Genomic DNA, 24,178 nt, shown 5'->3' with positions numbered 1-24,178 from the left:
GGGCGGACACCTCGCGATGATAGCGGCTAGCGCGGCTTGAGGGCCGTGCGCAGATGCTGAGCCCAGCTGTCGAGGTCGGTCACGGTGCTCTGCAGGAGCTGAGGGGTGTCGGCGAGCGCGGCGAGCTGGGCCTCGAGCAGCTGCTTGGCGCGACGGATCCGCGTGCGGGCCGTGCCCTCGGGGACCTCGAGCACGTCGGCGATCTCCTTGGCCGTCATCTGCTCCCAGTAATACAGCTCGAGGATCAGCTGTGATTCGAGCGGGATGTGGCGCAGCGCCTGCAGCAGCAGCCGGGTCTCCTGCGCCTGCGCCATCAGGGTCGTCGGCGTCGGGCCGAGGTCCTCGACCGAGTTCTCGTCGGGCTGGAAGCGCTCGCCGTCGCGCCGCTTGCCGCGGTAGTGCTCGTAGAGCACGTTGCGGGCGATCCCGTACAGGTAGCAATGGAAGCTGGTGCCCTCGCGCATCCGCGACTTTGTTTCCAGCAAGATCAGGAACGTGCGCTGGATGAGGTCCGCGGCCCCGTCTCCGGCCTTGGAGCGGAAGAAGCGAGAGAGCCCCTCGTAGTAGTGCTCGAACAGCTGCTCGCCGGCGTCGTCGTCGCCTCGGCGCCAGGACTCGAGGAGCTGCTGATCGTCATGCATCGGCGTCCACATCATACCCCACCGTGAGTGGTCCGTCAGGCCCGGGCGGATCGCCAAAAACTGCGCGCGGGCCCGCGGGGCGCCCGAAATCAAGCCCGCGGGCCCAGGCAAAGAAAATCGTCGGGCCACGCAATTGGTCGTGGGGGCCCGATCACTTCTAAGGAGGAACGCGAAAGCGTCGCCCCGACCCGGAGCCCATGATGTCCCGCACCCAACTCCTCCTCGCCCTCGCCCTGTCCCTTTCGGCCGCTTCTGCCTGTGACGAGGCCCTCGACGACGAGTTCGGCGCACCCGGCGATGTCGACTTTCGCCCCGGTGGTTTCGGCAACGGCGGCCTGCTCCTCAACACCAGCGCGATCGGCGATCACCTGCTGCACGAGATCAACCGCAAGGGCGAGAAGCACGAGGACGTCCAGCTGCTCGGGGTCTACCTCAAGATCATGTACAAGGACCAGGTCACCTGGCTGAAGCTCGACGAGCAGTGGTCGGAGAAGGGCCAGCTGTACGGCCGCGTCAAGGGGACCGTCTACAAGGGCAAGGACTTCACCGGCTCGCGCTGGGAGCTCGCCACCTTCGGCGGCGGCCTGGGCAAGCGCACGATGTACGTCCACTCGTATCGCTTCGACAGCGCCGACCAAAATCACAAGTACGTGTTCGCGTACCCGAAGGACCCGGCCTACGGGATGCACTTCTACACCAAGAAGTACCAGTCGATCAAAAACACCTCGCTGCTGGCCGCGTGCGGCGACCTCAACGGCGAGGGCCTCGAGGCGGTGGTCTACGAGGGCCTGCACGTCGACATGGACGACGGCTACGTCGACCACAAGGAAGACCTGATCAACATCGCCTGTCTCGACGGCGGCATCGGCAAGGCCGCGCTGTGGGGCTACCGCCCGTGGGACATCGGCTACTACGAGTTCATGGGCGCCATCCGCACGATCCGCGCCGACTACTGCGGCGACGGCGACTCGTGGACCAAATCGGGCACGGCGATCGACCTCGAGGACAAGTGGGGCATCCACAACTTCGCCAACTCGACCCTCAAGACCGAGGCGATCTTCGGCCCCAAGGGCGCCGCCTGCGTGACCCGCCCGCGTCGCCCCGAATTCCAGCTGACCGGCGTCGAGTGCAACGGCGCGGCGCTGCCAGACTGCAAGAGCTCCGATCTCGATGACTTCTCCGACGGCCTCTTCTGGACCAAAGCCCCCTGAGCTCGCGCCTCGCCAGGGGTTCCTCGGGCGCGCGCCGGGTCCTGCCACGAACCGGCCCCGGCGCGCGCCGCTCTCGCGCTATGCGAGCGGACCGAAGATGTCACGTGTCCTCTATTCGTATCGCGGTCTCGATGGACGCTAACGCCTATCCATGTCCATCGAGACGACCTATTTTTTCTATAAAGTATGACGCGTCCGGGATGACATGTCGGAATGGCGTGACGCCGAGCCCGGCGGATGTCTCTCAGGACAGAACGACGCGGCTGTCTCTCGGGCCAGGTCGACGATCGACCTGAAGACAGCTACCTCTCGGGCCATGCAGTTCGGCCGTCGCGCGGCCGCAAATCGACATGTCCCTCGGGACAGCCTATCAGCGCTGGCCCTGCTTCTTGAGCCAGGCGTCGACGCGCGTCAGCGCTGACTAACGACACCTGTCTCGCGAGTCATGTCGTTCGGCCGTCGCGCGGCCCGAGATCGACATGTCCCTCGGGACATCTCGTCAGCGCTGGCCCTGCTTCTTGAGCCAGGCGTCGACGCGCGTCAGCGCCTGCGGATCGGCATTGGGATCACGGGCGTAGTTCTCGCGGGCCAGGTTCGCCAGCTCGAGCGCACGTGGGCGGTCGGCGAGGGTCCGGGCCAGCAGGAACTGGGCCTCGGCGCGGTCGCCCGGGGACACGTCGGCGGCGGCTTCGAGGATCTTCACCGCCTGTTCGGCGTGGCCAGCGGCGGCGGGGTCGTGCGCGTCGACCTCGACGCGGGCCAGGGCGATCAGCGCCAGGCCGACGTCGGGATGGTCGGGGCCGAGGGCGCGGCCGAGGATCTGCAGGGCCCGCCGCAGCAGTGCCAGCGCCTCCTGCGGCGCCCCGCTGCGGGCGGTGGCGTCGCCGAGGTTGAGCAGCGTGGCGGCGACGTCGGGGTGGTCGGGCCCGAAGGTCTTCTCGCGGATCTGCAGGGCCCGGCCGAGAGTGACGAGCGCCTGCGGCAGCTTGCCGGCGGCCGCCTGGGCCTCGCCGAGGTTGTCGAGGGTGTGGCCGATCGTCGGGTCGTCCGGCGCCAGCGTCTTCTCGCGGATCTGCAGCGCCCGCTCGTAGTAGCGGATGCTCTCGGCCAGGCGGTCCTGCTTGGTGAAGTTGCGCAGCACGAACCCGAGGTTGGTCAGCGAGTAGGCCAGCTCCGGGTGCTCCGGCCCGAGCACGCGCTCCTGGATCGCCCGCGCGGCCTCGTAGTGCTCGTAGGCGCGGTCGAGGTCGCCGAGCACGATCTCGGCGTTGCCGAGATTCATCAAAGCGCCGGCCGTGCGCGGGTGGTCGGGCCCCAGCGCGGCGCCGCGGATGGCGACCGCGCGGGCGTAGTGGTCGCGCGCGGCCCGGTAGTCGGCGGTCGCGTAGAACAGCGCGCCGAGGCTGGTCTCGGTGTTGCTGAGGTCGGGGTGGTCGGGCCCGAGCACGCGGGTCCGCAGCACCAGCGCCTGCTCGAGCGCGGCGCGGGCCTCGGCATAGCGGCCGCGGGCGTAGTCGTTGTCGCCGAGGTCGTTGAGCGCCGAGGCGACGTCGGGGTGGTCGGGGCCCAGCGCCTCGCGCCGGATCGCCAGCACGGATTGATAGTGGCCGTCGGCCTGCTCGAACTCGCCGCGCGAGTAAGCGGCCTTGCCGAGCATGGTGATCACATTGGCGCGCTCGAGCTGGCGGCCGACGTCGCCGGCCGCCGGCGCGGCCTGGCCCTCGAGCAGCGCGAGCGCGCGGATCGCCAGCTCGGCGGCGTCGGTCGAGTCGCCCTGGTTGAGGCGGATGCGCGCGAGGGCGGTGAGGAACCTGGCCTGAAGGACAGGATCGGAGCCGTCCCAGGCGAGCGCGGCCTCGGCGGCCAGACGCAGGCCGAGCGCCCGTTCGGCCTGGGCCTGGCGCCCGCCGATGTTGTCGACCAGCTGGACCCACGCCTCGGCGGCGGCCCGCGGGTGGCGACCGGCGGCAGCGGCCCGGATCGCGTCGGCGTAGGCGGCCTCGGCCTCGCGGGCCCGACCCGACATGGCCTCGAGGTCACCGAGAGCCAGCTGCGCCTCGGCGAGCAGCGGCGCGTAGGCCAGCGCGCGCGCCTCGACGGCCACCGCCTGCACCTGCGACAGGCCGGGGCCGTACTGGCCCGAGCGCGCCTCGGCGCGGGCGGCGTCGAGGCGCGAGCGCAGCTCCGAGGCCTGGGCCCGCACGGCCTCGGTCGGCGGCGGGACCACGCTCGAGCGCAGCAGCTCCTCGTCGCTGCAGGCCGCGACGTCGCCGAGGCCGGCGACCACGTTGACGGCGCGCTCGACCACCTGGCGGTCGGCGCGGGCCAGCACGTCGACGACCGAGCGCAGCTCGTTGAGGCGGCGGGCCAGGCAGGCGCTGCGCAGGCCGCCGAGCTCGTCGCCGACGGCCGCGGCGGTCTGGGCGGCCCGGCACGTGACGATCTGCGTCGAGGTCCAGGTCGCGGCGTAGAGGTCGAGCGCGGCCTCGACGCGGCGGAAGGTCTCGGCGGTGAAGGCCGGGTCGCCGGCGGCGGCGAAGGCGGCCTGGACCTGCTGCTTGCGCCCCGGGTCCCACACGCCCTGCAGCTGGTCGCGGGCCGCCTCGCACAGGGCGTCGCTGTGGGCCCGCAGCTGGGCCCACCCGGCCGCGCCGAGGGCCACGGCCGCGGCCGCGCCGACGGCGAAGATCCAGCGCCGCCGCTGCGAGCTCGGGTCGCGCGCGAGGTCGTCGAGCAGGACGGCGAGCGAGGGGTAGCGGTCGGCGGGGTCGACGGCGAGGCCGCGCAGCAAGATCTTGCGCAGCCACGGGGGCACACGCGCGGACGACTCGCGCGGGGCCTCGGCGACCTCGCCGGACAGCACCGCGGTGGCGAGGGCGGCCATGCTGTCGCCGTGGAACGGCGGGGTGCCGTAGAGCGCCTCGTAGAGGGCGACGCAGAAGCTGAACTGATCGGTGCGCGCGTCGGTGGCCTCGCCGAGGTGCTGCTCGGGCGACATGTACGCGGGCGTGCCGAGGATCGCCCCGACCTGAGTCAGCGCGGTGTTGAGGGACACGGCGCCGCTGGTGCTCGGGCGCTCGGCGATCGGTCGCTCGCCGTCCTCGGTCTGCTTGGCGAGGCCGAAGTCGAGGACCTGGGCCCGGCCCTTGTCGGACACCAGCACGTTGTCGGGCTTGAAGTCGCGGTGCACCAGCCCGGCCTCGTGCGCGGCCTGCAGCCCGCGACCGGCCTGGGCGAACACGGCGAGGACCTCCTGCCGGGTGCGCGGGCGGGCGCGCAGCCACTGCTTGAGCGTGCCGCCGTCGACGAACTCCATGGCGATGAAGATGCGCTCGTCGTACTTGCCGACGTCGTGCACGGCGACGACGTTGGGGTGGTGCAGGCGGGCCATCGCCTGGGCCTCGCGCAGCAGTCGCTCCTGGCCGTCGATCTTGCTCTGGGTCGCGCCGCTGGCCGACACCGCCTCGGGGTGCAGCAGCTTGAGCGCGACCTTGCGGTCGAGCTGCGGATCGTACGCCGCATACACGACGCCCATGCCGCCGGAGCCGAGCGGGCTGAGGACCATGTAGCGGCCGATCAGCTTGCCGTGCTGGATCTGCCGGTCGCTCGCCCGGCGCTCCCCGCCGAACGTCTCGGCCCGGGTGTCGACCAGGCTCGGCGGCCGCGTCGGCTCGGCCGGACCCGCCAGCGTGCGGTCGAAGCTGACGCTCGCGGCCAGGGTCGGGCGGATGGGCTCCTTGGACTCCAACGGGCGGGCAGTGTACCATCCCGCTCGCCGAGGACGCTTGAGCGAGGCGCCACAGCCCACCGCACCGCAGCTCGCTCCAGGACCCGCCGGACGCGCGGTTCGCAGCCTGCTCGAAGCGCTGGCGGTGCTCGCCGACGAGGGGGACGTCTCGACCGAGAGCGCCGCGATCGCGGGCCTGCAGCGACGCCTCGGGCTCGCGGTCACCGGCGAGGTCACGCCCGGGCTGCTGCGGCAGGCGCAGGCGGCCGCGCAGGCGGTCCACGCCGCTGCGCAGGTGCAAGCCGCGATCGCCGCGGAGACGGCCGCCGCGTTGTACGAGCAGATCGCCGGCGATCGTGAGCGCGAGATCGAGGCCGTGCGGGCGCGTCACCCCGCACGCCCGACCAGCCTCACCGAGGAGGAGGTCGGCGCGTCGCGCCTGGCCGCGGGCCGCTGTGCCCTCGAAGCCGCCGGTCACTGGCGGCGCGCCGCGCTCAGCCGCGACGCGGCCGCGGCGCTGGGAAGCGCGGTCCCCGAAGCGGCAGGTGATGCCTCGCGGACCGCGGGAGCGGGGCCGACAGAGGCAGCCGCGGCGCTGGGCGAGACCTCCGAGGCTTCGCGATCGACGCATGCCGACACGGCCTCGCATGCCCCCGGCACTGTCGGCGCCGCGGAGGCGTGGGTGTTCGCCGCGCGGGCGCGGGCGCGGGCCTGGCGGGCCGCGACCGCGGCTGGCCCTTGGTTCAGATCGGCCGCCGCCGGCCACCTCGCGGCCGGCGATCGCCTGCAGGGCTCGCGCGCGCTCGAGGGGGCGCTCAAGGCCGCGGCGTTGGTCGCCGAGGCCACCGCGCCGGTCGACGCCTGGCCCTGAGGGCATGTCCCTTCTGACATGTCCTCCGTGACATGCCCTTCGCGACATGCCCTCGAGGCCAGGCGACAGGGCTCGCGGCCCCGGTTCGTGCCGGCCGCCCGTGTGCGCGCGCTCGCGCCGCCGGGGGCTCAAAGGCCACGGGAGCAGCCGTCCGCGACGGTGTAAACACGGATGTTGCCCGTAAAACGGTTGACGGTCGTGCGTGCCGGGTCACGGTGGCGAGGTGGGAAGACGCTGGTTTTTTGGCATAAGATGCCGCCGATGCAGCACCTCCTCTCTCGTCGCGCCGGCCCGCCTGTGTTGGGGGCCGCGGTCGCGGCGATTCTCGGCTGTTCGGCGGTCTCCAGCGTCGACTACGCGCCCTGCTCGAGCAGCGCCGACTGCCGGGGTGCTTTCGGGCTCGGGTACGCCTGCGGGGAGCAGCAGCTGTGCGAGAAGGCGGAGGTGTTCGAGCGCTGCGACGAGGTGTACCCCGTCGACCTGTTCGAGGCCCCGGACAAGTCCCGCGACCTCATCGTGTTCGGCTCGCTGTTCGACCACACCGAGACCACCGGCGACCGGATCCTCGTCAACGCGGCCACCCTCGCGGTGATGGAGGCCAACAAGAGCGGCCTCGGCGGCCGCAACTTCGCCATCGTCCACTGCGACTACCAGCAGGACCCCAGCATCGACGACCTCACCGCCGAAGAGGCCGCGGTGGCGGCGGCGAAGTACCTGGTCGACGAGCTGGGCACGCCGGCGATCGTCGGGCCCGGCACCTCGGGCCTGGCCGAGGCCGTCTACAAGGAGCTGGCCAAGGCGGAGCACGCCGAGCGCACGCTGATCATCTCGCCCTCGGCGACCAGCCCCAGCCTCAGCGACATCGACCCTGACAAGCCGGGGCTGTTCTGGCGCACCGCGCCGCCGGACTCGGTGCTCGGCGCCAAGCTGGCCCAGTACATGGAGGACGAGGCCGTCAGCGACGCCGTCGTCGTCTACGAGGGCAACACCTACGGCAAGGGCCTGGCGATCGAGCTGCAGAAGAACTTCGGCGCCACGATCACCCTCGACGAGTACCAGAGCCCGAGCGAGATCCCGAGCAAGGTCGTCGAGATCGCCAACCAGCACGCCGGGCCCGAGGACTTCGCCATCGTCTTCATCGCCTCGGACGTCGCCCAGGTCACGAGCTTCCTCAATGCGGCCGGCGCCAACCCGTTTTATGCCGACCCCGCGGTCAAGATCTTCTTCGGTGACACGGCCTACAACGTCGACGTGATCACACAGACCCAGACCAAGGCGGCCGGGCTGTACCCCAACGTCCGCGGCGTGTTCCCCGGCGAGCCGACGGCGCGCAAGGTCTATCAGTTCTTCAACACCACCTACGACGCGACCTTCCCCGAGAAGGCGATGGACGCCTCGTACGCGTCGCACACCTACGACGCGACCTGGCTGGCCATCTACGGCGCGGCCTGGTCGTTCTTCCAGAACGGGCAGAAGATCGAGGGTCCGGCGATGGCCGAGGGGCTGACGAAGATCAGCGCCGGCGAGACCTACGACATCGTCTCGAACACCTGGAACGGCATCAAGACCGCCTTCAAGGCCAAGCGGAGCATCAACGTCAGCGGCGCCTCGGGCGAGCTGGACTACGACCCGGCGACGGAGGAGACCACGGCGCCGGTGATCCGCTGGACCATCGTTTCCGACGGGGGCGGGTTCCGCTTCGACACGGTGATGGAGGAGATGTGAGCCAGGCGGGGCAAACGTCCGCAATCGTGGCTCCATCGCCGCTGGCATACGGTTCAGGACGGTCGGCGAGGACGGCGGCGGGGCGCGGATTTTTTGCGGCGGGCTCGCCGACTTGGTTTCCTCGTGTAGGCTGAAGAGCGCCGGGAGCTGAAGGTGGCAGGTATCGAGACTCCGAAGACGATGGTCCGAACGTCGGCCTCCGGCATCGCCACGGCCATCAGCGACGCCCCCGAGGCCAGCCGCGGCGGGGGCATCGGCGCCGACCTCGTCGGCAGCCTGCTGCTCGGCCGCTATCAGGTGCTCGAGCGCATCGGCGACGGCGGCATGGGTGCGGTCTACCTGGCCGAGCACACCACGATCCTCAAGAAGTTCGCGATCAAGGTCCTGAGCGCCCAGCTGTCGCTGCGCGAGGACCACGTCGACCGCTTCATGCGCGAGGCCCGGTCGGCCTCGATGATCAACCACCCGAACGTCGTCGAGATCACCGACTTCGGCAAGACGCCCGACGGCCAGCCGTTCTTCGTCATGGAGTACCTGCACGGCAAGGACCTGGCCCAGGTGCTCGGCGACGCCGGCCCGCTGCCGTGGAAGCGCGTGCGGCCGGTCCTGCTGCAGGTCTGCAGCGCGCTGCAGGCCGCGCACGACCAGGGCATCGTGCACCGCGACATCAAGCCGGGCAACATCCTGCTGGTCAAGCGCGGCAGCGCCGTCGACCACGTCAAGGTGCTCGACTTCGGCATCGCCAAGGTCCTAAGCCACGATCCCGAGGTCAAGGGCCTGACCCAGAGCGGCGTGGTCGTCGGCACCCCCGAGTACATGTCCCCCGAGCAGGGCTGGGGCCAGTCGGTCGACCACCGCGGCGACATCTACGCGCTCGGCGTCCTGCTGTTCGAGCTGCTCACCAGCAAGATCCCGTTCTCGGGCGTCACCATGATGGAGGTGCTCAACCGCCACATGTTCGAGGTGCCCGACATCCGCCACCCGAACATCCCCGAGGAGGTCGGCGCGATCATCCTCAAGGCGATGCAGAAGGACCGCACCCTGCGGTTCCAGTCGATGAACGAGATGGCCGCCGCGGTCGAGGCCGTCGGCACCGGCGCGAGCCCGGTCACCGTCGTCGACGAGGAGATCAAGACCCCCTGGGGCCCCGTGACCGCCCGCTTCAACGCGGTGCCCACGGCGCAGCAGCGCAGCTGGGTGTGGCTCAGCGTGCTGTCGGCGGTGGTGGCCGTCGGCGCGGTCGTCTACGCGATGGTGCCGATCGACAGCGGCCTGCCCCCGCTCGCGCCGGTGGCCGCGCCGGTGATCGTGCCGCCGACCCCGGCGCCGATCGTCGAGCCCCGCCCCGCCGCGCCGGAGACCGAGCGCGTGCGCTTCAAGATCGCCACGCCGGGGGTGCAGGCGCAGATCCTCGACGCCGAGGACCAGGGCCAGCTCGGCGTGACCAATGACGACGGCGGGTTCGAGGTCCGCAAGTCCGACGAGCCGCGCAAGCTGATCCTCCGCGCGGCCGGCCACGACGACCTGGTGATCGAGGTGGTCCCCAACCAGGACAAGTCGTTCGAGCGCCAGCTCGTCGCCAAGGTCGAGCCGACGCCGACGCCGACGCCGACGCCGACGCCGGCGCCCACGCCCAAGTCGAAGCCCGAGAAGCGGCCCAACAAGCCGCAGGCCGAGGCCAAGGTCGAGCCGCAGGCCGACGAGGGCGACGAAGAGATCAAGAACCCCTTCAAAAAGTGAGACATGTCCGCGAGGGCATGTCCCTCGGGACGTGTCCCACGGGGCATGTGCTGTCGGGCATGTTCTTCGGGGCATGCCGCTCGGAGACGATGTTCGGCGGGGCGACAGCGGCGGGTGAATTCCTGGCGGTGCGAAGAGGGGGAAGCCCGAGCGGAATCGCCGGTTCGCGGCAGGTGGGCTCGGTCTCGGGCGTAAAATCGGCGAAGCTGGGGCGAGCCGATGCGACGCTTCGCTTCTCTTGCGATCCTGCTGGCCCTCGCTTGCGAGGCGTCGGCTCCGCACGTGGAAGGGCCGCTCGCGGCCTCGCAGCCGGCGCACGCGGCAAGGTCTCCCGCTTCATCACCGACGCCCGCGTCGACGGCATCGTCTCCCGCGTCTGCATCGACGCCCGCGTCGGCGGCGGCGCGTGCTCGCGGGCCGCACGAAGTCGACGAGCACGGCGTGGGACCGCTGCGCCTCGGTATGCGCGACGCGGAGCTCGCCGCGCTGGGCCTGCAGGCGAACGGCTCACAAGGCAGCGCTTCCTTCGTGCAGGACGGCGCGCCCAGACCGATCACCTTCCGCGTCAGCGGGACCTGGACGCTCGCGCAGGACGGTCAGCCGCAGGTCGTGGCCGACGTCGACCCGGCCCAGATGCGCGTGGCGTCGCTGCGGGCGGTCGGGCCGGTGCCGACCACCGCGGAGGGCGTGGGCGTCGGCACGACGCTGGAGCGCGTGCGAGCGGTCTACGGGGAGCCGGAGCACAGCTGGCAGCCGGCGGGCTTCGTCGTGTGCGCCCAGTTCGCGGCGAGGCCGGGGATCGACGTCTGCTTCCGCGCCGCTGCGATGGATCCGACGTGGAAGGAGCTGGCGCCGCAGGCTGTCGTCGCCGAGCTGCGGGTGCCGGCGTCGCGGTCGTCGCCGCTGGCGCTCGGCGAGGACCTCGCAGCGATCGCGGCGACGCTCGAAGGTCACCTGATCGACGGCGGCCTGGTCGAAGGCGCGGTGCGGGTGCGGCTTGACGGGGCGCGAGAGCCGTTCGAGTTGATCGCGCCGTGCCTGCTGCTGCTGCGCAGCGCGCCTGGCGAGCCGGCCGGCTGGTCGTATCGCAACGTGGTGGCGCGCGGCGGCGCGGTCTACGAGGTCGCCGGCGGCTGGCGCGGCGCCGGCGGCGAGCTGCTGGTGTGTGACAGCGGCGGGGTGTTCATGCGCGCGGCCGACGGGACCAGCGTGCGCTGGAAGGTGGACCCGGATCGGCGCTGGCGACCGGAGCCCGCGACGTGCGAGGTCCGCGAGGCGTTCTTGCCCCCGCGCGTGGTCTGCAAGGGCACGACCGATCCGTTCGGCTTCGACGGCGAACTCGCGGGCGAGCTGGTGGTCGCGAAGCAGTACGCGGACGGGTTGGCCGCTCGCAAGGCGGTGCATCGCGACCGCCGCGCCGGGCCGTTCACCGCGGAGGGACAGTGCCAGTTCGCGGCCGAGCGAACATGGGACGAGATGGTGCCGGCGCTGGCGTTCGCGGGAGCACCGACCGACGCGGTGGCGCGGCTCCACTACCTGCAGAAGAGCCGCGAGAAGGTCGTGCGGTGCGCGTCGCAGCCGCTGGCGCAGCGGCTGTGCACGGCGATGACGCCGGTGATGCTCGAGGCCGATCGCGCGTGTTCGCCGGCGGCGCTGGTGAGCGCGTGGTCGGACGCGGTGCGCGAGCCGATGCCGAAGCCGAGGCCGCCGACGGCGAGCGAGGCGAAGCAGAGGGGCGCGGCGCTGACGGGCACGTGGTCGAAGCGCGAAGGCCAGCCGCCCGTGCGCTGGACGATCTCGGCGAAGGGAGAGCGGCTGCGCATCGAAGGGGACGCAGACGAAGGCGAGTACGCGCTGTCGCCGGCGCCGGAGGGCTGGTGGGTGGCGCGTCGCCCGTTGCGCGAGCTGCCGATCGAGGTGGCGTTCGTCGACGCCGATCGTTTTTATGAGGTCGATGCGCGCATGAGCCGGCTGGTCGACCGCCGCCACTTCGATGTCCGCCTGTCGCCCGGCAGCGATGCGCTGCTGATGCGCGGCGAGGTCTGCAATTCGGTGACGGCGGCGGGACAACTGCGCGCGGCCCGGTGCCGGTTCGTGACGGAGGACGGCGGAGAGCGGCTCGAGGTCGAGTACACGGACAACGAGCGTGGGGCGACGACGACGAGGTTCGTGGTGGTCGACGGGGCTTATCTGGCGCCGCAGGAGCTGGAGCCGCCGCTGCCGCTGTTCGAACGGGAGCGCTGATTCGGCTCGAGCGTGTCGCAGGAGCAGGAGCCGCTGCCGCTGTTCGAGCGGGCGCGCTGAGTCGGCTCGACTGGCGCCGCATGAGCAGAGGCCGCCGCTGTGCGGGAGCGCTGAGTCGGCTTGACTGGCGCCGCCGGAGCTGGAGCCGCCGCTGCCGCTGTTCGAACGGGAGCGCTGATTCGGCTCGATTGGCGCCGCCGGATCTGGAGCCGCCCGCGGCCGCTGCTGCGACAGTCACCGAACAGGCGAAGAGGTCCCGCCGCAGTCCGGGTAGAGTACGACGCGATGGGTCAGAGGACATGTTCGATGCATCATGTCTAAAAGGGCATGTCCGAATGGACATGCTCTCATGGCCATGTCGACGTGGCGCTCGCGCGTCGGGCGGAGATCCGCATGGCCACGCTGGGGCCGATCATCGGGTGCGCCGCGGCCCATTCGCCGAGGAGGTCCGCCCCTGGCACGTCGCCCGGGGGCCCGTAGGCAGGGTTCTGGCGGCGTCTGGGCGGGGCTTGCATTTTGTGCGCGTTTTTGCGCCAATGCCCCACGAGGCCCCCGATGTCCCCGAAGCTCCCCGCGCCATGCTCCTCGCTGCTCGCTTGCGGGCTGGTCCTGTCCTCGAGCGGTTGCTTCAACGACGTGTGGGATCGCGGCCAGGCGCTGTTTCCGAGCACGGACGCCACGTCCTCGGCTGAATCCACCAGCGGCTGCACCGAGGTCGACGCCTGCTCGACCGGATCGTCGGGCGCCGCGAGCGGCTCCGGTGAGAGCGAGAACGGGTCCGGTGGCGGCACCGCGAGCACGATGACGACGACCTGGGGTGGCACCGCGAGTACGTCGAGCGTGACGATGACGACAACTTGGGGCGGCACGGGCGAGGGGCCGGGCTCGGGCGGGGAGGAGGTGCTTCCGATCGAGGTCGAGGTGTTCGTGAGCCCGTCGCCGGCGCTCGCCGTCGGCGAGGTGCAGATCTCGGTCTCGACGTCGCGGCCGGTCACCTCGATCGATCTCTATGATGGCGATGTGCCGCTGGTGCTCGCGGCTGCGCCGACAGCTCCCTTGCACGTGCTCGAGGTGACTTCTGAAGCGGCCCCGGGCGATGGTCCGCACACGATCCGCGCCGTGGCACACGCGGCCGACGGCGGGGTCGGTGAGGGCGAGGCGCCGCTGATGATCGACGTGCAGCCCGGCGGCAGCGACGCGTGGACGCCCTTCGTGCAGGCGGGGCCGATCAGCGGTTTTACGAGTGCGGCGCTGCGCAAGCACGGGATCGACACGGCAGGCTTCTTCGAGACGAATCAGGGGATCGAGGCGGTGGCGGTGCGGATCGACGGGACGACGGGGCTGCCGCAGGGCGGGCCGATCGTGCTCGGCCCGGTGGCAGCGAGCGGCGGTGGTCGTGGGCCGGCGGTGGCGGTCGGTGGTGATGCGACGTTCGTGGCGTGGACACAACCGAGCGGGCCGACGACGCGCTGGGCCGTGTCGCGGGTGGTGTTCGGCGAGCCGAAGGGTCCCGTGTGGTCCGGGCCGGCCAAGACGTCGGTCCACGCGCTCGCGGTGGTCGGGGATACGCTCGTGCTCGCGGGATCGCTGACGACCGGCGCGGGGACGCATGACCTCCGGGTCTGGTGGGTCGCGGCGGACACCGGAGAGATCGTCGCGTCGCGCTCGTTCGCGATGGCGGCTGTGGAGGATCCCCAGAACCTGCGCGACGAGGTCGCGCGTGGGGTGGCGATCGTCGGCGACGAGGTCGTCGTGGTCGGCGAGCGTGAGATCAAGAGTCTCGCTCAGGCTTTCGTCCAGCGGACTGTGGTTCTGCGCCACACGTTGGACGGAGAGCCGCTCGCGGAGTGGACCTCGCCGGGCGAACAGCTGGACGAGGACGGGGCGATGGCCGTCGCACCGCTGGGCGCCGGAGGCTTCGTGACCGTCGGCTGGGCCCGCGACAAGGGCTCGATCCGACAGGTGATGACGCGCTGGTTCTCGGCCGAGGGCGAGATGGTGGCGATGCGGATCGAGCCGACGCCAGCGAACGATGCCGTCGGCTTCGCGGTCGGTGAGGATCGAGAGGGCAAGATCGTGATCGCCGGGGCGGTGCAGCAGCCGAAGACCGACGCCAACGCCTGGATCTTCGCCGTGCCCGGGGCAGTCGGAGCGCCGACGTGGCAGGTGATCCGCAACGGACCGGGACAGGGGCCCGACGAGGCCGCGGGCCTGGCGGTCGACCCGTGGGGCCACACGTACGTGGTGGGCAGCGAGTTCGCCGCGTTGCAGCCGCGGGCCTTCGCGCTGCGCCTCTACCCGTAGGGCTTCACTGCGGCACGAACACGTCGCACTGCGCCTTGATCATCGTGGCGATGGTGGCGAAGTAGTCGCCATAGCCCGGGGCGCAGATCGAGCCGAACAGGGCATTGGGCTGCATGAGCTCGGTCCAGGTGCGCAGCTCGTGCTCGACACCTTGCGGATGGTAGCCGCACAGGCCCTCGGGATCGTCGACATCGGTCGAGATCACGAGGAGGACCACGGCGTCGGCGTCGCCGCCCTTCGCTTCCACCAGGGCGTCTCGCCAGTCCTTCGGAGTGCCCTCGCTGTCCTGGTCGTCGTAGGTGTCCTGGATGGCGACGACGACGAGCAGCGCGTCATCGCGGAGGAAGCCCTCGTTGCAGGCGCCCGGCGCTTCGTTCAGCTCTTCGGCGAGGGCCGCCACGGTGACTTGTGCGACCAGATCGGAGCCGTTGGTGCCCATCGAGGCGATGCAGGTGAACGCGTCCTCGAGGTCGGGCTGACCGGCGGTGATGTAGCGGAGGCCGCTGTCGAGCTGGCAGCGCTTGTTGCTGGCGTCCTTGCCGATCGGGTAGGTCATGCCGGCGCCGCGGACGAGGTCGCACGGCTGCGGCGCCACGCCGCACGGGAATTCGGGCAGCTCGGCGCAGGTGTCCTGACAGCCCGCGCAGCTCGGATAGCCCCAGAAGGGGGCCGTGTTGGCGGACAGGATGTGATAGTCGAAGTCGGCGAACTCGCTCTCGAGCGTGTCGATGAAGCCGGGGAAGCTGGCCTTGAGCCGCGCTTGCTTGGGCGCCATCGTCCACGAGCCGCTGATCGTGAACAGGAAGTCGACCTTGCCCTTGCAGCCGGGCGGGGGGCCGTCGCCGCCGTCAGGGGTCATGCCGAAGTCGGGGACGCCGCTCGCGGTGGTCGAACCAGTCGAGGCGGCGGCGGTCGAGCCCTCGCTCGTGCCTGCCGAGGATGTCGACGATGATGAAGCTTCGCCGCTGGACGAGGATGAAGTCGAGGTGCTCTGCGGCGCGGTGGTGATGCTGGTGCTGAAGCCCGAACCCTGCCCGTCGCGGTCGTTGCAAGCCGCGAGCGTGAGGATCGTGAGCGCGAGGCGCCGCATCGCTGGCAGTATAGCGCCGGCCGCGGGCATTTTCATCGGCGGCAGCGCATGTCTCGCGCGCTCTTGCAGGTGCGCCAGCGCTCTGCCCCATCACCGCTCGTCGTCGACGACTCGCTGAGCGTGGCGCTAACTTCCACACCAAGAGCTTGGAAGTCACTGCCAGCGCGAGGCCGGCGCCGTGCGGGCTGCTCACGGACGGGGCGAGCTGCGTCCCGGCATGCGCGGCGTGCAGCTCGTGGCATCGGCCTGCAGCGGGCCGCCGACCGGTGCAGGGAGGCATCCACTAGAACTCGTGGGCGTCGGTCATGAGGCAGAATTTGGGGTCGTCGGGCACGCCGAGGGTCGGCATGATGCGGCACTCGTAGCCCTCGCGCGGGCAGTCGCTGTTGTCGTCGCACTCGACGGCGCAGGCTTCGAAGTAGCTATCGGCGCCGATGCAGACGACGCCGCGTCCACACGTGGGGTCGTCGAACTCATAGAGAGTCTGGGGTCCGGCGCGAAGGCCCGATACTGGTCGAGGTACTTGCGAGCGTTGGAGAAGTCGCCGAGCTTTTCCCCGGTCGCAGATGTCGGATACAGGGCGAGCGATATTGCTACAGTCTCGGTCTGTGACGTAGTTGGCACAGAAGCCGGGAGCTCGCAACCGAAAACGAATCTTCAGCCCTCGCGACGAGAACTCAGCGAAGCCCCCGTGTGCCGACCCACTGAATCGGCACGGAGTTCATGCTGACAGAGAGACATCATATGATGTAGAAGTGACTCATGGCATCATCTCGCTGGTTCTTAACTCGTCGCATGCTCGCATTCGTAACAATCTCGATGGCTGCAGCCTCGTGTGATGGCTGTGACGGATGTCCCCTGGGGTGGGGAACCGACTCGGCGACAGGCGATGCATTCACGGCCAAATGGCTGAGTTGTGATGGAAACCTGCTCTGCGTGCCGCATTTGTGTGGCTATGGAGGAGGGTACACCGAGGAGGAACTGTGTGCTTATCATTATTTCGGCCATTATCCACAAGATGTTCCCGGGGGGTGGAACGCTGAATATGGCGCCTCCTGCGATTGGTACAACGAGGCGCAAATTATCACGCCTTGTGCCGAGAATTCCCATCCTCCAAGCTTGCCGAACAACGACCCCACGACCAGCGACGGCGGCAGCGAGACGGGAGGCACCGAGACCGAAGGGCCCGAGGAATCGGGGACCTGGTATTGTAAGTGGGATGAGAATCTTGAAATTGGCGCCAGAGACATGTGTTTCTACTTCATGAAGACCGATGAAATGACGGATGCCATGAAGCGCGCAGAAGCCCTTGCGGATCCCGCAAACCACCGCAAGTGCTGGCAGGAATTAGGAACGGCGATTCCATGTGGGATGGGCACGAAATCGGAAGCTGCTATGGAGTGTGCAATGGACTGCGCGATGGAGCGCAAGAACCGTGAAGACGGTCTGTTCTCGGATGAGAGCGTTCTCCCGGAGCAAGACACCTGGGACTGCAGTACAACCTTCTTCGACTCGCATGTCCATCTCCATGACCCGGACGACGGGAAAGCATTCTGCAATTACGTGATGCCCGTGTGGGGCGGCGACTCGTCGATCAAGAGCTTCACGGCGACGCTCAGTGTTGCCGGTTCGGATGGAGGAAGTTCGTCGCAGACTGGTCTTCAGGGATATCTGGCCATGAAGGCAGAGAATTGCACTGCGACGAAGTGCGATCTCGTGATCGACGCGATGGAAATGCACAGTACACCGGTGATCGGTATCTACACCGATGCGGCGGGTGCGCAGTACTCTTATGAGATTTGGGGCGCGGACTTCCAACTCGCCGAGGAACTGCAGGGTGAGTGGTACCTTGCGCGAGGGTCCGTGACATTCCCCCTGGATTCGGCGGTTCTACGGGGCTGGGCGGAAGGTGCGAGTATCCTGGACATTCCAGTTCCCGATGTCGGGCCCCTGCTGTCCATGATTCAAGTCGAACAGCTCTCCGGTACGCTCCGAGACGACGTCTTGTCGCTCACGATGAGCTACACCCATGAGGGGACTCTCGGAGTACTGTCCTTGGTGACGAACTGACTGGGTGCGGCACTCGCGCCGAGCCAGGGTGGTACAACGTTCTGCGATGCAGGGCCGGACATGTCTTCTCGCGGTCGCTCTGGTGGCGGCTTGCCACGAGCAGATGCCTGAGACGGAGGTCGTCCATGGCGACCTCGTCGACTATCACTACAGCTTGGGGCTCGAGCTCTGCGGAGGAACCGTCGCATCGTACGACGCGACGGCGCGACGCGCGGCCGAGTTGCTCGATCTGTCGGTCGAGAGGCTGAAGCAGGTCGCATACTACTGGCTGACAGAGGTCGACTATGCGGCGGTTTGGGCCGAAGATCCGTTCTGCGCCGCTGCGTTCGGATGCGCGGTTGGGCTGCGCTCCGCCGGGCATGGAGCGATGTCGCCGCACGAGATCGTGCATACCATTGCGAACCAACTGAACGTCTCGGCAGCACCGTTCCTCGCCGAAGGCTTCGCGGACGCTGTGATCGACGGTCCGATGGAGGAGGGTGACCCTCGTCCTTACATGACGCTCGATCGCAGCGGAATCACGGACGGCGCCGGCTATCCGGTGGCGTCGCGCTTCGTCAGGTACCTCCTGCAGGTCCATGGCGCGGAGCGCTTCGCGGCGCTGTACCGGGACGTGCCGGAAGCGTCTGATCTCGTCGACTGGGACAAGGCCGTGCGTGCCAGTTACGGCGTGTCGCTCGATGCGCTGAGCGAGGAGTACCTCGCGGCGACGGAGTGCCCTTCCTCCCTCCCGTCCTTGCCGCGGCTAGAGTGCGACGCGCCGGCGCTGATGGCCGACCTCGCCGGGAATTTCATCTGGACGAGCTCGCTGAGTTGCGACGACCCGGAGGTCTTGGGCGGGATGCAGCCGCCGGGGGAGCCGATCGTCTTCGGAGAGACCCATCTGGAGCTGCGTCGGACGATCGAGATCGCCGAAACCGGCGAGTACGAGATCTCGGTGGTGACGCCAGAAGGCGAGGGCACACGCGGACAGGCGCTCATCGCAGAGTGCGACGGCTGCGCCTGGCTGCGCGGCTACAACGCGGTGCTCGAAGGATCGATGACGGAGACGCACTGGCTCGAGCCGGGGCGGTACTCCGTCGTCTTGCGCGGGTTCATCGAGGCGGAGACGGTGGAGTTTCGCGCGACGCGGCAGTGAGGTCGTCGGGAGCTCGTCGGTCTCCGAGCGGACGAAGCCTCAAAGAGCCTAGAAGCGGAAGCCGAGCGCCAGGCCGGCGCCGCGCGGGCTGCCCCACGGGGTCAAGCGGGCGGTCTGCTCGCGCTTCTTGCGGGTCGCCTTGACCGCGACGATGGCGATCACGGCGATCGCCGCCGCGCCGGCGATGGCGAAGCTGATGTCGGCACCGAGCGCGCGCGACTTCTGGGCGTCGAGGAACGGTCGCGCGTCGACGTCGCAGTAGGTCTGCTCGCCGGCCGCGCTGCAGTGCTCGAGCGCCTGGTTGCGCTGGCTCTGGGCGCTGACGCCGAAGCCGATGCCGAGGCCGAGGCCGACGACGGCGACGCCGGTGAGGACGCCGGCGGCGGGGCCGAACACGCGGTCCTTCTTGGGCTCGGGCGCGGGCTCGGCGGGGGTTACGGGCGGCGGCGCGACGGGGCCGGGCTCGGCCTGCTTGGCCTCCTGCTCCTGCCGCTCGCGCTCGGCGCGGGCCCGGTCCTCTTGCTCGCGCAGGCGCTGGTCGAGGTTCTGGATCCGCCGACCCAGCAGCTCGCGCTCCTTCTCCGGCGCGAAGGCCCGATACTGGTCGAGGTACTTGCGAGCGTTGGCGAAGTCGCCGAGCTTTTCGTAGGAGTTGCCGATGTTGTAGAGGATCTCGGGCAGCCGCGACAGCTCGTAGCTCTCCTGGAACGCCAGGATCGCGGCCTCGTACGAGCCCTCTTTGAACAGCTGGCGGCCGTTGAGGAACAGCTCCTCGGCGCGCTTCAGCTTGGCGTCCTCGCCGGTGGTCGGCGCCGACGCGGCGGCGCTGCCCTCGGCGGTCGGCTTCGTCGCCGACGAGGCGGGCGCGACCATTGCGACGCTGACGAGGGCGGACACCAGGAGCTGCATCGACATGTTCGGCCGGCGATGATAGGGGCGCGCGCCCGCGCTTGGCAAGCTCAGAGGCCGGCGCGTCGGCGCAGGAACGGCGTGACGAGGGCGGCGAGCGCCTCCTGCCGGTCGCGGCCGAGGTAACGGAAGCCGCGGATGTCGCCGAAGCAACGGCCGGCGCCGCAGCGGCAGGCGAACGCCTCGGCCATGTCCCATTCGGAGGTCAGATAGTTGAAGGTGACCTCGTCACCCGGCGCGAGCGGCCGCACGGCCACGAAGCACAGCTGCTCGGCGTCGAGGGCGGCGCTCGGCTCGCAGCAATGATTGAGGAAATCGTCGATCTCGCCGGTGCCGGCCTGGTGACGGTCCTCGTCGAGCTGGATCGTGTACTGCCCGGCGGTGGCGACGAACACCGGCGCCAGACGGATCAGCAGCTCGCCGGCCGCGATCGCCTCGGTCGCGAACACGCCGCGCCCGAGCGCCGCGGCCCGCAGCTCGATCTTCGGCGAGGCGACCGACCGCGGCGGTGACTCTGCGGCGTCCCGCGACCCCGCGAGGTCCTGCAGACGCTCCGCACCAGCCACCCCATGCCCCTCTGATTCGTGCGTCATCCTCGGTCCGGTCTCCGCCGCGGCGCGCTCACGCCGTCGTCGTCACGGGGTGTACCCGGGCCCGGACCACCGAGTCGAATTCGTGGCTGAGCCGTGGGTCGCTCTGGATCAGCTCGAGGAACTGCCGGCGCTGCAGCGTCAGCAAGATGCACGGGGTCAGCGTGCGGATGGTCGCGTTGCGCGGGGCGTCGCGCAGGAGCGCGACCTCGCCGAAGTAGTCGCCCTCTTGCAGCGCGGCGATCTGCTTGTCGCTGCCGTCCTCCTGGCGCTTGAGCACGGCGACCTTGCCGCGAGCGACGATGTAGAACTTCTCCACGGTGGTGTCGCCCTCGAGGATGACGGGGCGGCCCTCGCTGAAGCGCTCGCTGAGGAAGGTGCGCGCGACCGCGGCGAGCATCGTGTCGGACAGGGTGCTGAGGATCGGGATCGCGCGCAGGCGCTCGGGCTCGACCTCGGCGCGCGTGCCGTCCTCGGACACGACCAGGCCCTGCTGCTTGTTCCACAACCGCCGGTAGAGGCCGTCGACCGCGAGCAGCTCGCGCTGGTTGCCCTGCTCGACCAGGCGGCCCTTGTCGAACACGAGGATCAGGTCGGCGAGCCGCGTCGAAGCCAGGCGGTGCGTCACGCCGATGACGGTGCGGTCGCGACCGAGGCGCTCGAGCGTGCCGTTGATCGCGGCCTCCGTGGTCGGGTCGAGCGCCGACGTCGCCTCGTCGAGCAGCAGGATCTGCGGGTCGCGGAGGATCGCGCGGGCGATCGCCAACCGCTGGCGCTGGCCGCCCGACAGCCGGCTGCCGCGTTCGCCGACCACGGTGTTGTAGCCCTCGGGCAGGCCGGCGACGAGGTCGTGGATCTCGGCCGCGCGCGCGGCCTTCTCGACCTCGTCGTCGGTGGCGGTGAGGCGGCCCATGCGGATGTTCTCGCGGACCGTCGTGTCGAAGAGGAAGCTGTCCTGGAACACGATGCCGAGCTGGCCGCGCAGCGAGTCGAACGAGGCGGCGCGGATGTCGGCGCCGTCGAACGCGACGGTGCCGTCGTCCGGATCGTAGAAGCGGGCCAGCAGGCCGAGCACGGTGCTCTTGCCCGAGCCGCTGGCGCCGACGATCGCCACCGTGGTGCCGCGAGAGATCCGCAGGTTCACGCGGTCGAGGTTCTTGTGCTCGCCGGTGTACGAGAACGACACGTCCTGGAACGTGATCGCCTCGCGCAGCGGCCCGAGCGTGTTGGGGCTGAACTTCTCCTGCACCTGCGGGCGCGCGCCGAGCAGCTCCTGGATGCGCTTGATGCCGCCGGCCGCCATCAACAGCGGCGGCATCACCCGCGTCAGCGCGGTGACGTAGGTGCTGAGGTAGCCGAGCAGGATGTTGAAAGCGACCAGCGAGCCGAGCGTCAGCTCGCCGTGGAAGGTCTTGACCGCGCCGAACCCGAACACGGCGATCTGCAGCAGCAAGAAGGTCAGGTTGGGCGTGCGCTCGACCAGATAGGTGCTGAGGTTGAAGCGCACGCCGATGCGGTAGAGCGAGCGCAGCTTGTAGCGGAACCGGGCGGTCTGCTCGGGCGCCAGCTGGAACGCGCGCACGACCGCGTGGGCGCCGAGGTTCTCCTGCACGGTGCTGGCGACCTGGGCCTCCTCGTGGCGCACCAGGTAGCTGTCGCGCTCGGCCCGGGGGCCCAGGAGGTGCGGGCCGAGGGTCGCCAGCGGCAGGCCGACCAGCGTGAGCAGGGCCAGCTGCCACGAGAAGATGAACAGCAGGATCGAGATGGTGGTGACGCCGAGGATGCCGAGGATCGTCTCGGGGATGGCGAGGATCACCGCGTTCTGGACCGCGGCGAGGTCGGTCGAGAAGCGGGCGAGGATGTCGCCGACCTGCATGCGGGTGTAGAAGTTGTGCGACAGCCGCTGCAGGTGCTCGAACATCCGCAGGCGCAGGTCGTTCATCACCGCGGTGCCGAGGCGGGCGTAGAGGTAGTCGCGCATGATGGCGACGCCGGCGGCGACGACCACGGCGACCAGCAGGGCGACGAGGATCGCGTAGAGCAGCGCCTCGTCGTGCTTGGCGATCGCCTCGTCGATGACGTACTGGAAGCTGAGGCTGAACAGGACGTTGAACGCGAGGTCGATCAGGAGCCCCGCCAGCAGCAGCGACACCTCGAAGCGGTAGGGCCGGAGGTATTCGAGCAGGTGGCGCAGGGCGCTGAACATGGGCGCGAATTCGGGCGGACGGCCGAGCCGGAGCCGCATGGTCGCCCACCGGCGCTTGCACGTGCAAGCTGCGGCGCGCCCCGCGGCCGACGCCGGCGTTGACGGTGCTCGCGGCCTGTCGTACTGCTCGCCGCCGATGAGCGAGCAAGAGCGACCTCTGTGGCCCGGACGCGCGGCGCCGGCGGCGAGCGCCGAGCGGGCGCGTCGATTCGGCATGGACGCGCGCCAGCTCGGGCGCACCGGCCTCCACGTCGCGCCGGTCGGTTTCGGCGCCTACCGCGTGCACGTCGAGTCGGGGCTGCACCGTCAGGCCTTCGAGGAGGCGGTGCGCGCCGGCGTCAACCTGGTCGACACCAGCGCCAACTACGGCGACGGCGGCAGCGAGATCCTCGTCGGCCAGGTCCTGCGCGAGCTGTTCGAGGGCCGCGTCGCCGGCCGCGAGGACATCGTCGTCGTCACCAAGGCCGGGTACCTGCAGGGCACCGCGCTCGAGCTCGCCCACGAGCGCCAGCCGCCGTACCCCGACCTGGTCCGCTACCAGGACAGCTGCTGGCACTGCCTGCACCCCGAGTTCCTCGCCGACCAGCTGGCGCTCAGCCGCCAACGCCTCGGGCTGCAGACGATCGACGTGTTCCTGCTGCACAACCCTGAGTACTTCTTCATCGACTGCGAGAACCGCGCCGACGAGGTCACGGCCGAGGATCGCGAGGAGTTCGAGAGGCGCCTGCGCGAGGCGTTCGGGTTCCTCGAGCAGGCCGTGCAGCGCGGCGAGATCGCCTGGTACGGCGTGTCGGCCAACAGCTTCGTCGAGCCGGCGGACAGCGGCCAGTACGTCTCGCTCGGCCGCGCGCTGGCGCTCGCGCGCGAGGTCGGCGGCGCGCTGCACCACTTCGCCGTCGCCGAGCTGCCGCTCAACCTCTACGAGCTCGGCGCCCTGACCGAGGCCCAGCCCGACGGCGCGCCCTCGGTGGTGGCGCTGGCCCGCCGCGAGGGCCTGGCGCTGCTCGTCAACCGCCCGCTCAACGCGTTCGTCGACGAGGGCGAGGGGCCGCACATGATCCGCCTGGCCGATGCGCCAGGTCCCAAAGACCAGGCGAGAGATCCGCTGCCGATCCTGCGGGCGCTGCAGCGGCTCGAGGGCGAGTGGGCCGAGGGCCTGGGGGCGCGCCTGGCCGCCGAGTACGGCGACGGCATTCGCGACCTGCTGCGCTGGGGCAGCGAGCTGCAGTCCGGGCTCGGCCAGATCCGCGACCTCGGGCACTGGCTGCACCTGCGCAACAACGTGATCGCGGCCCACTGCGCGCAGATCGAGGCCAGCCTGACGAGCGACCTCGACCCGGCGCTGCAGCCCGAGTTCCGCGCGTTCTGGGACGAGTACGGGCAGCAGATGCTGGCCGCGCTCGACGCCATCGAGGACGACTTCCGCGCCCGCGCGCAGGCCCTCACCGACGCGATCGGCGACCGCCTGGCCGCCGCCACCCCCGACGCGTGGCGCGGGCTGCCGCTGTCGCGCCGGGCCGTGCTCACGCTGCTGGCGCTGCCGGTCACGTGCGTGCTGGTCGGGATGCGCCGCCCGGCCTACGTCCACGACATGGCCTCGCTCGGGATGGTCCGGCCGAAGCCGGGCGTCGGCCCCGGCCGGGTCGAGCCCGAGGCGCTGGTGGCCGCGTTCCGCCGCCGCGCGCAGCACTGACGCGCGGCGCGTGAGCGCG

At 70.2% G+C, this 24,178-nt stretch carries 16 protein-coding genes; 9 read left to right on the top strand and 7 right to left on the bottom strand.

Annotation, left to right across the window (positions count from 1 at the left end):
- Window positions 1–26: 26 nt before the first annotated feature.
- Window positions 27–641 carry an RNA polymerase sigma factor gene (locus POL25_RS12710; protein WP_272086244.1) on the bottom strand — a complete coding sequence of 205 codons (615 nt, stop codon included), beginning with the start codon at window positions 639–641 and terminating at the stop codon, window positions 27–29.
- Between the two features lie 200 nt (window positions 642–841).
- Between POL25_RS12710 and POL25_RS12705 the strand changes: the two genes are divergently transcribed.
- Entirely contained in the window at window positions 842–1,852 is a 1,011-nt protein-coding gene (locus POL25_RS12705; RefSeq protein WP_272086243.1) for an ADYC domain-containing protein, read from the top strand.
- Between the two features lie 499 nt (window positions 1,853–2,351).
- On the opposite strand, the gene POL25_RS12700 is transcribed toward POL25_RS12705, so the two are convergent.
- Window positions 2,352–5,600: a serine/threonine-protein kinase gene (locus tag POL25_RS12700; protein ID WP_272086242.1), complete on the bottom strand. Its 3,249-nt coding sequence runs from the start codon at window positions 5,598–5,600 to the stop codon at window positions 2,352–2,354.
- A gap of 124 nt (window positions 5,601–5,724) precedes the next feature.
- Between POL25_RS12700 and POL25_RS12695 the strand changes: the two genes are divergently transcribed.
- The 4 genes from POL25_RS12695 to POL25_RS12680 all read left to right on the top strand — a co-directional run bounded on the left by POL25_RS12695 (window position 5,725) and on the right by POL25_RS12680 (window position 12,159).
- Complete coding sequence (locus POL25_RS12695) at window positions 5,725–6,450, top strand: hypothetical protein (protein ID WP_272086241.1); 726 nt, start codon at window positions 5,725–5,727, stop codon at window positions 6,448–6,450.
- Between the two features lie 261 nt (window positions 6,451–6,711).
- Window positions 6,712–8,175: an ABC transporter substrate-binding protein gene (locus POL25_RS12690; protein WP_272086240.1), complete on the top strand. Its 1,464-nt coding sequence runs from the start codon at window positions 6,712–6,714 to the stop codon at window positions 8,173–8,175.
- A gap of 180 nt (window positions 8,176–8,355) precedes the next feature.
- Window positions 8,356–9,915, top strand: coding sequence for a serine/threonine protein kinase (locus tag POL25_RS12685; protein ID WP_272086239.1), 1,560 nt, complete (start codon window positions 8,356–8,358; stop codon window positions 9,913–9,915).
- A gap of 441 nt (window positions 9,916–10,356) precedes the next feature.
- Entirely contained in the window at window positions 10,357–12,159 is a 1,803-nt protein-coding gene (locus tag POL25_RS12680) for a hypothetical protein (RefSeq protein WP_272086238.1), read from the top strand.
- A 347-nt stretch (window positions 12,160–12,506) separates the two neighbouring features.
- Here the strand turns inward: POL25_RS12680 and POL25_RS12675 are convergent, their stop codons facing one another.
- Window positions 12,507–13,028: a hypothetical protein gene (locus POL25_RS12675; RefSeq protein ID WP_272086237.1), complete on the bottom strand. Its 522-nt coding sequence runs from the start codon at window positions 13,026–13,028 to the stop codon at window positions 12,507–12,509.
- On the opposite strand from POL25_RS12675, the gene POL25_RS12670 reads away from it, so the two are divergent.
- Window positions 13,006–14,463 carry a hypothetical protein gene (locus POL25_RS12670; protein WP_272086236.1) on the top strand — a complete coding sequence of 486 codons (1,458 nt, stop codon included), beginning with the start codon at window positions 13,006–13,008 and terminating at the stop codon, window positions 14,461–14,463. The genes POL25_RS12675 and POL25_RS12670 overlap by 23 nt on opposite strands.
- Window positions 14,464–14,467: 4 nt before the next feature.
- Here POL25_RS12670 and POL25_RS12665 read toward each other — a convergent pair whose 3' ends face one another.
- Window positions 14,468–15,553 carry a hypothetical protein gene (locus POL25_RS12665; RefSeq protein WP_272086235.1) on the bottom strand — a complete coding sequence of 362 codons (1,086 nt, stop codon included), beginning with the start codon at window positions 15,551–15,553 and terminating at the stop codon, window positions 14,468–14,470.
- A gap of 795 nt (window positions 15,554–16,348) precedes the next feature.
- Here POL25_RS12665 and POL25_RS12660 point away from each other — a divergent pair.
- Both POL25_RS12660 and POL25_RS12655 read left to right on the top strand, forming a co-directional pair.
- Window positions 16,349–17,623 carry a hypothetical protein gene (locus POL25_RS12660; protein ID WP_272086234.1) on the top strand — a complete coding sequence of 425 codons (1,275 nt, stop codon included), beginning with the start codon at window positions 16,349–16,351 and terminating at the stop codon, window positions 17,621–17,623.
- 46 nt (window positions 17,624–17,669) lie between these two features.
- Window positions 17,670–18,761, top strand: coding sequence for a hypothetical protein (locus POL25_RS12655; protein ID WP_272086233.1), 1,092 nt, complete (start codon window positions 17,670–17,672; stop codon window positions 18,759–18,761).
- Window positions 18,762–18,809: 48 nt separating this feature from the next.
- Here POL25_RS12655 and POL25_RS12650 read toward each other — a convergent pair whose 3' ends face one another.
- The 3 genes from POL25_RS12650 to POL25_RS12640 are packed head-to-tail and all read right to left on the bottom strand — an operon-like array spanning window position 18,810 to window position 22,466.
- Window positions 18,810–19,676: a tetratricopeptide repeat protein gene (locus POL25_RS12650; protein ID WP_272086232.1), complete on the bottom strand. Its 867-nt coding sequence runs from the start codon at window positions 19,674–19,676 to the stop codon at window positions 18,810–18,812.
- 44 nt (window positions 19,677–19,720) lie between these two features.
- Window positions 19,721–20,263, bottom strand: a complete 543-nt coding sequence (locus POL25_RS12645; protein WP_272086231.1) for an SET domain-containing protein — start codon at window positions 20,261–20,263, stop codon at window positions 19,721–19,723.
- A 28-nt stretch (window positions 20,264–20,291) separates the two neighbouring features.
- Window positions 20,292–22,466, bottom strand: coding sequence for an ABC transporter transmembrane domain-containing protein (locus POL25_RS12640; RefSeq protein ID WP_272086230.1), 2,175 nt, complete (start codon window positions 22,464–22,466; stop codon window positions 20,292–20,294).
- Window positions 22,467–22,602: 136 nt separating this feature from the next.
- On the opposite strand from POL25_RS12640, the gene POL25_RS12635 reads away from it, so the two are divergent.
- The gene (locus POL25_RS12635; RefSeq protein WP_272086229.1) at window positions 22,603–24,159 is read left to right on the top strand and encodes an aldo/keto reductase; all 1,557 of its coding nucleotides are present in this window, start codon (window positions 22,603–22,605) and stop codon (window positions 24,157–24,159) included.
- Window positions 24,160–24,178 lie beyond the last annotated feature (19 nt).

The organism is Nannocystis bainbridge (assembly GCF_028368995.1).
Lineage (GTDB): Bacteria > Myxococcota_A > Polyangia > Nannocystales > Nannocystaceae > Nannocystis > Nannocystis bainbridge.
The sequence above is the reverse complement of the archived record's forward strand: the minus strand, read 5'-3'. Positions and strand labels throughout refer to the sequence as shown.

Excerpts from the sequence above, each read along its gene's own strand:
- POL25_RS12710 (WP_272086244.1), bottom strand. The coding sequence starts at position 641 with ATGCATGACGATCAGCAGCTCCTCGAGTCCTGGCGCCGAGGCGACGAC.
- POL25_RS12705 (WP_272086243.1), top strand. The coding sequence starts at position 842 with ATGTCCCGCACCCAACTCCTCCTCGCCCTCGCCCTGTCCCTTTCGGCC.
- POL25_RS12690 (WP_272086240.1), top strand. The coding sequence starts at position 6,712 with ATGCAGCACCTCCTCTCTCGTCGCGCCGGCCCGCCTGTGTTGGGGGCC.
- POL25_RS12685 (WP_272086239.1), top strand. The coding sequence starts at position 8,356 with ATGGTCCGAACGTCGGCCTCCGGCATCGCCACGGCCATCAGCGACGCC.
- POL25_RS12670 (WP_272086236.1), top strand. The coding sequence starts at position 13,006 with ATGACGACAACTTGGGGCGGCACGGGCGAGGGGCCGGGCTCGGGCGGG.
- POL25_RS12665 (WP_272086235.1), bottom strand. The coding sequence starts at position 15,553 with ATGCGGCGCCTCGCGCTCACGATCCTCACGCTCGCGGCTTGCAACGAC.
- POL25_RS12660 (WP_272086234.1), top strand. The coding sequence starts at position 16,349 with ATGCTCGCATTCGTAACAATCTCGATGGCTGCAGCCTCGTGTGATGGC.
- POL25_RS12655 (WP_272086233.1), top strand. The coding sequence starts at position 17,670 with ATGCAGGGCCGGACATGTCTTCTCGCGGTCGCTCTGGTGGCGGCTTGC.
- POL25_RS12650 (WP_272086232.1), bottom strand. The coding sequence starts at position 19,676 with ATGTCGATGCAGCTCCTGGTGTCCGCCCTCGTCAGCGTCGCAATGGTC.
- POL25_RS12645 (WP_272086231.1), bottom strand. The coding sequence starts at position 20,263 with ATGACGCACGAATCAGAGGGGCATGGGGTGGCTGGTGCGGAGCGTCTG.
- POL25_RS12640 (WP_272086230.1), bottom strand. The coding sequence starts at position 22,466 with ATGTTCAGCGCCCTGCGCCACCTGCTCGAATACCTCCGGCCCTACCGC.
- POL25_RS12635 (WP_272086229.1), top strand. The coding sequence starts at position 22,603 with ATGAGCGAGCAAGAGCGACCTCTGTGGCCCGGACGCGCGGCGCCGGCG.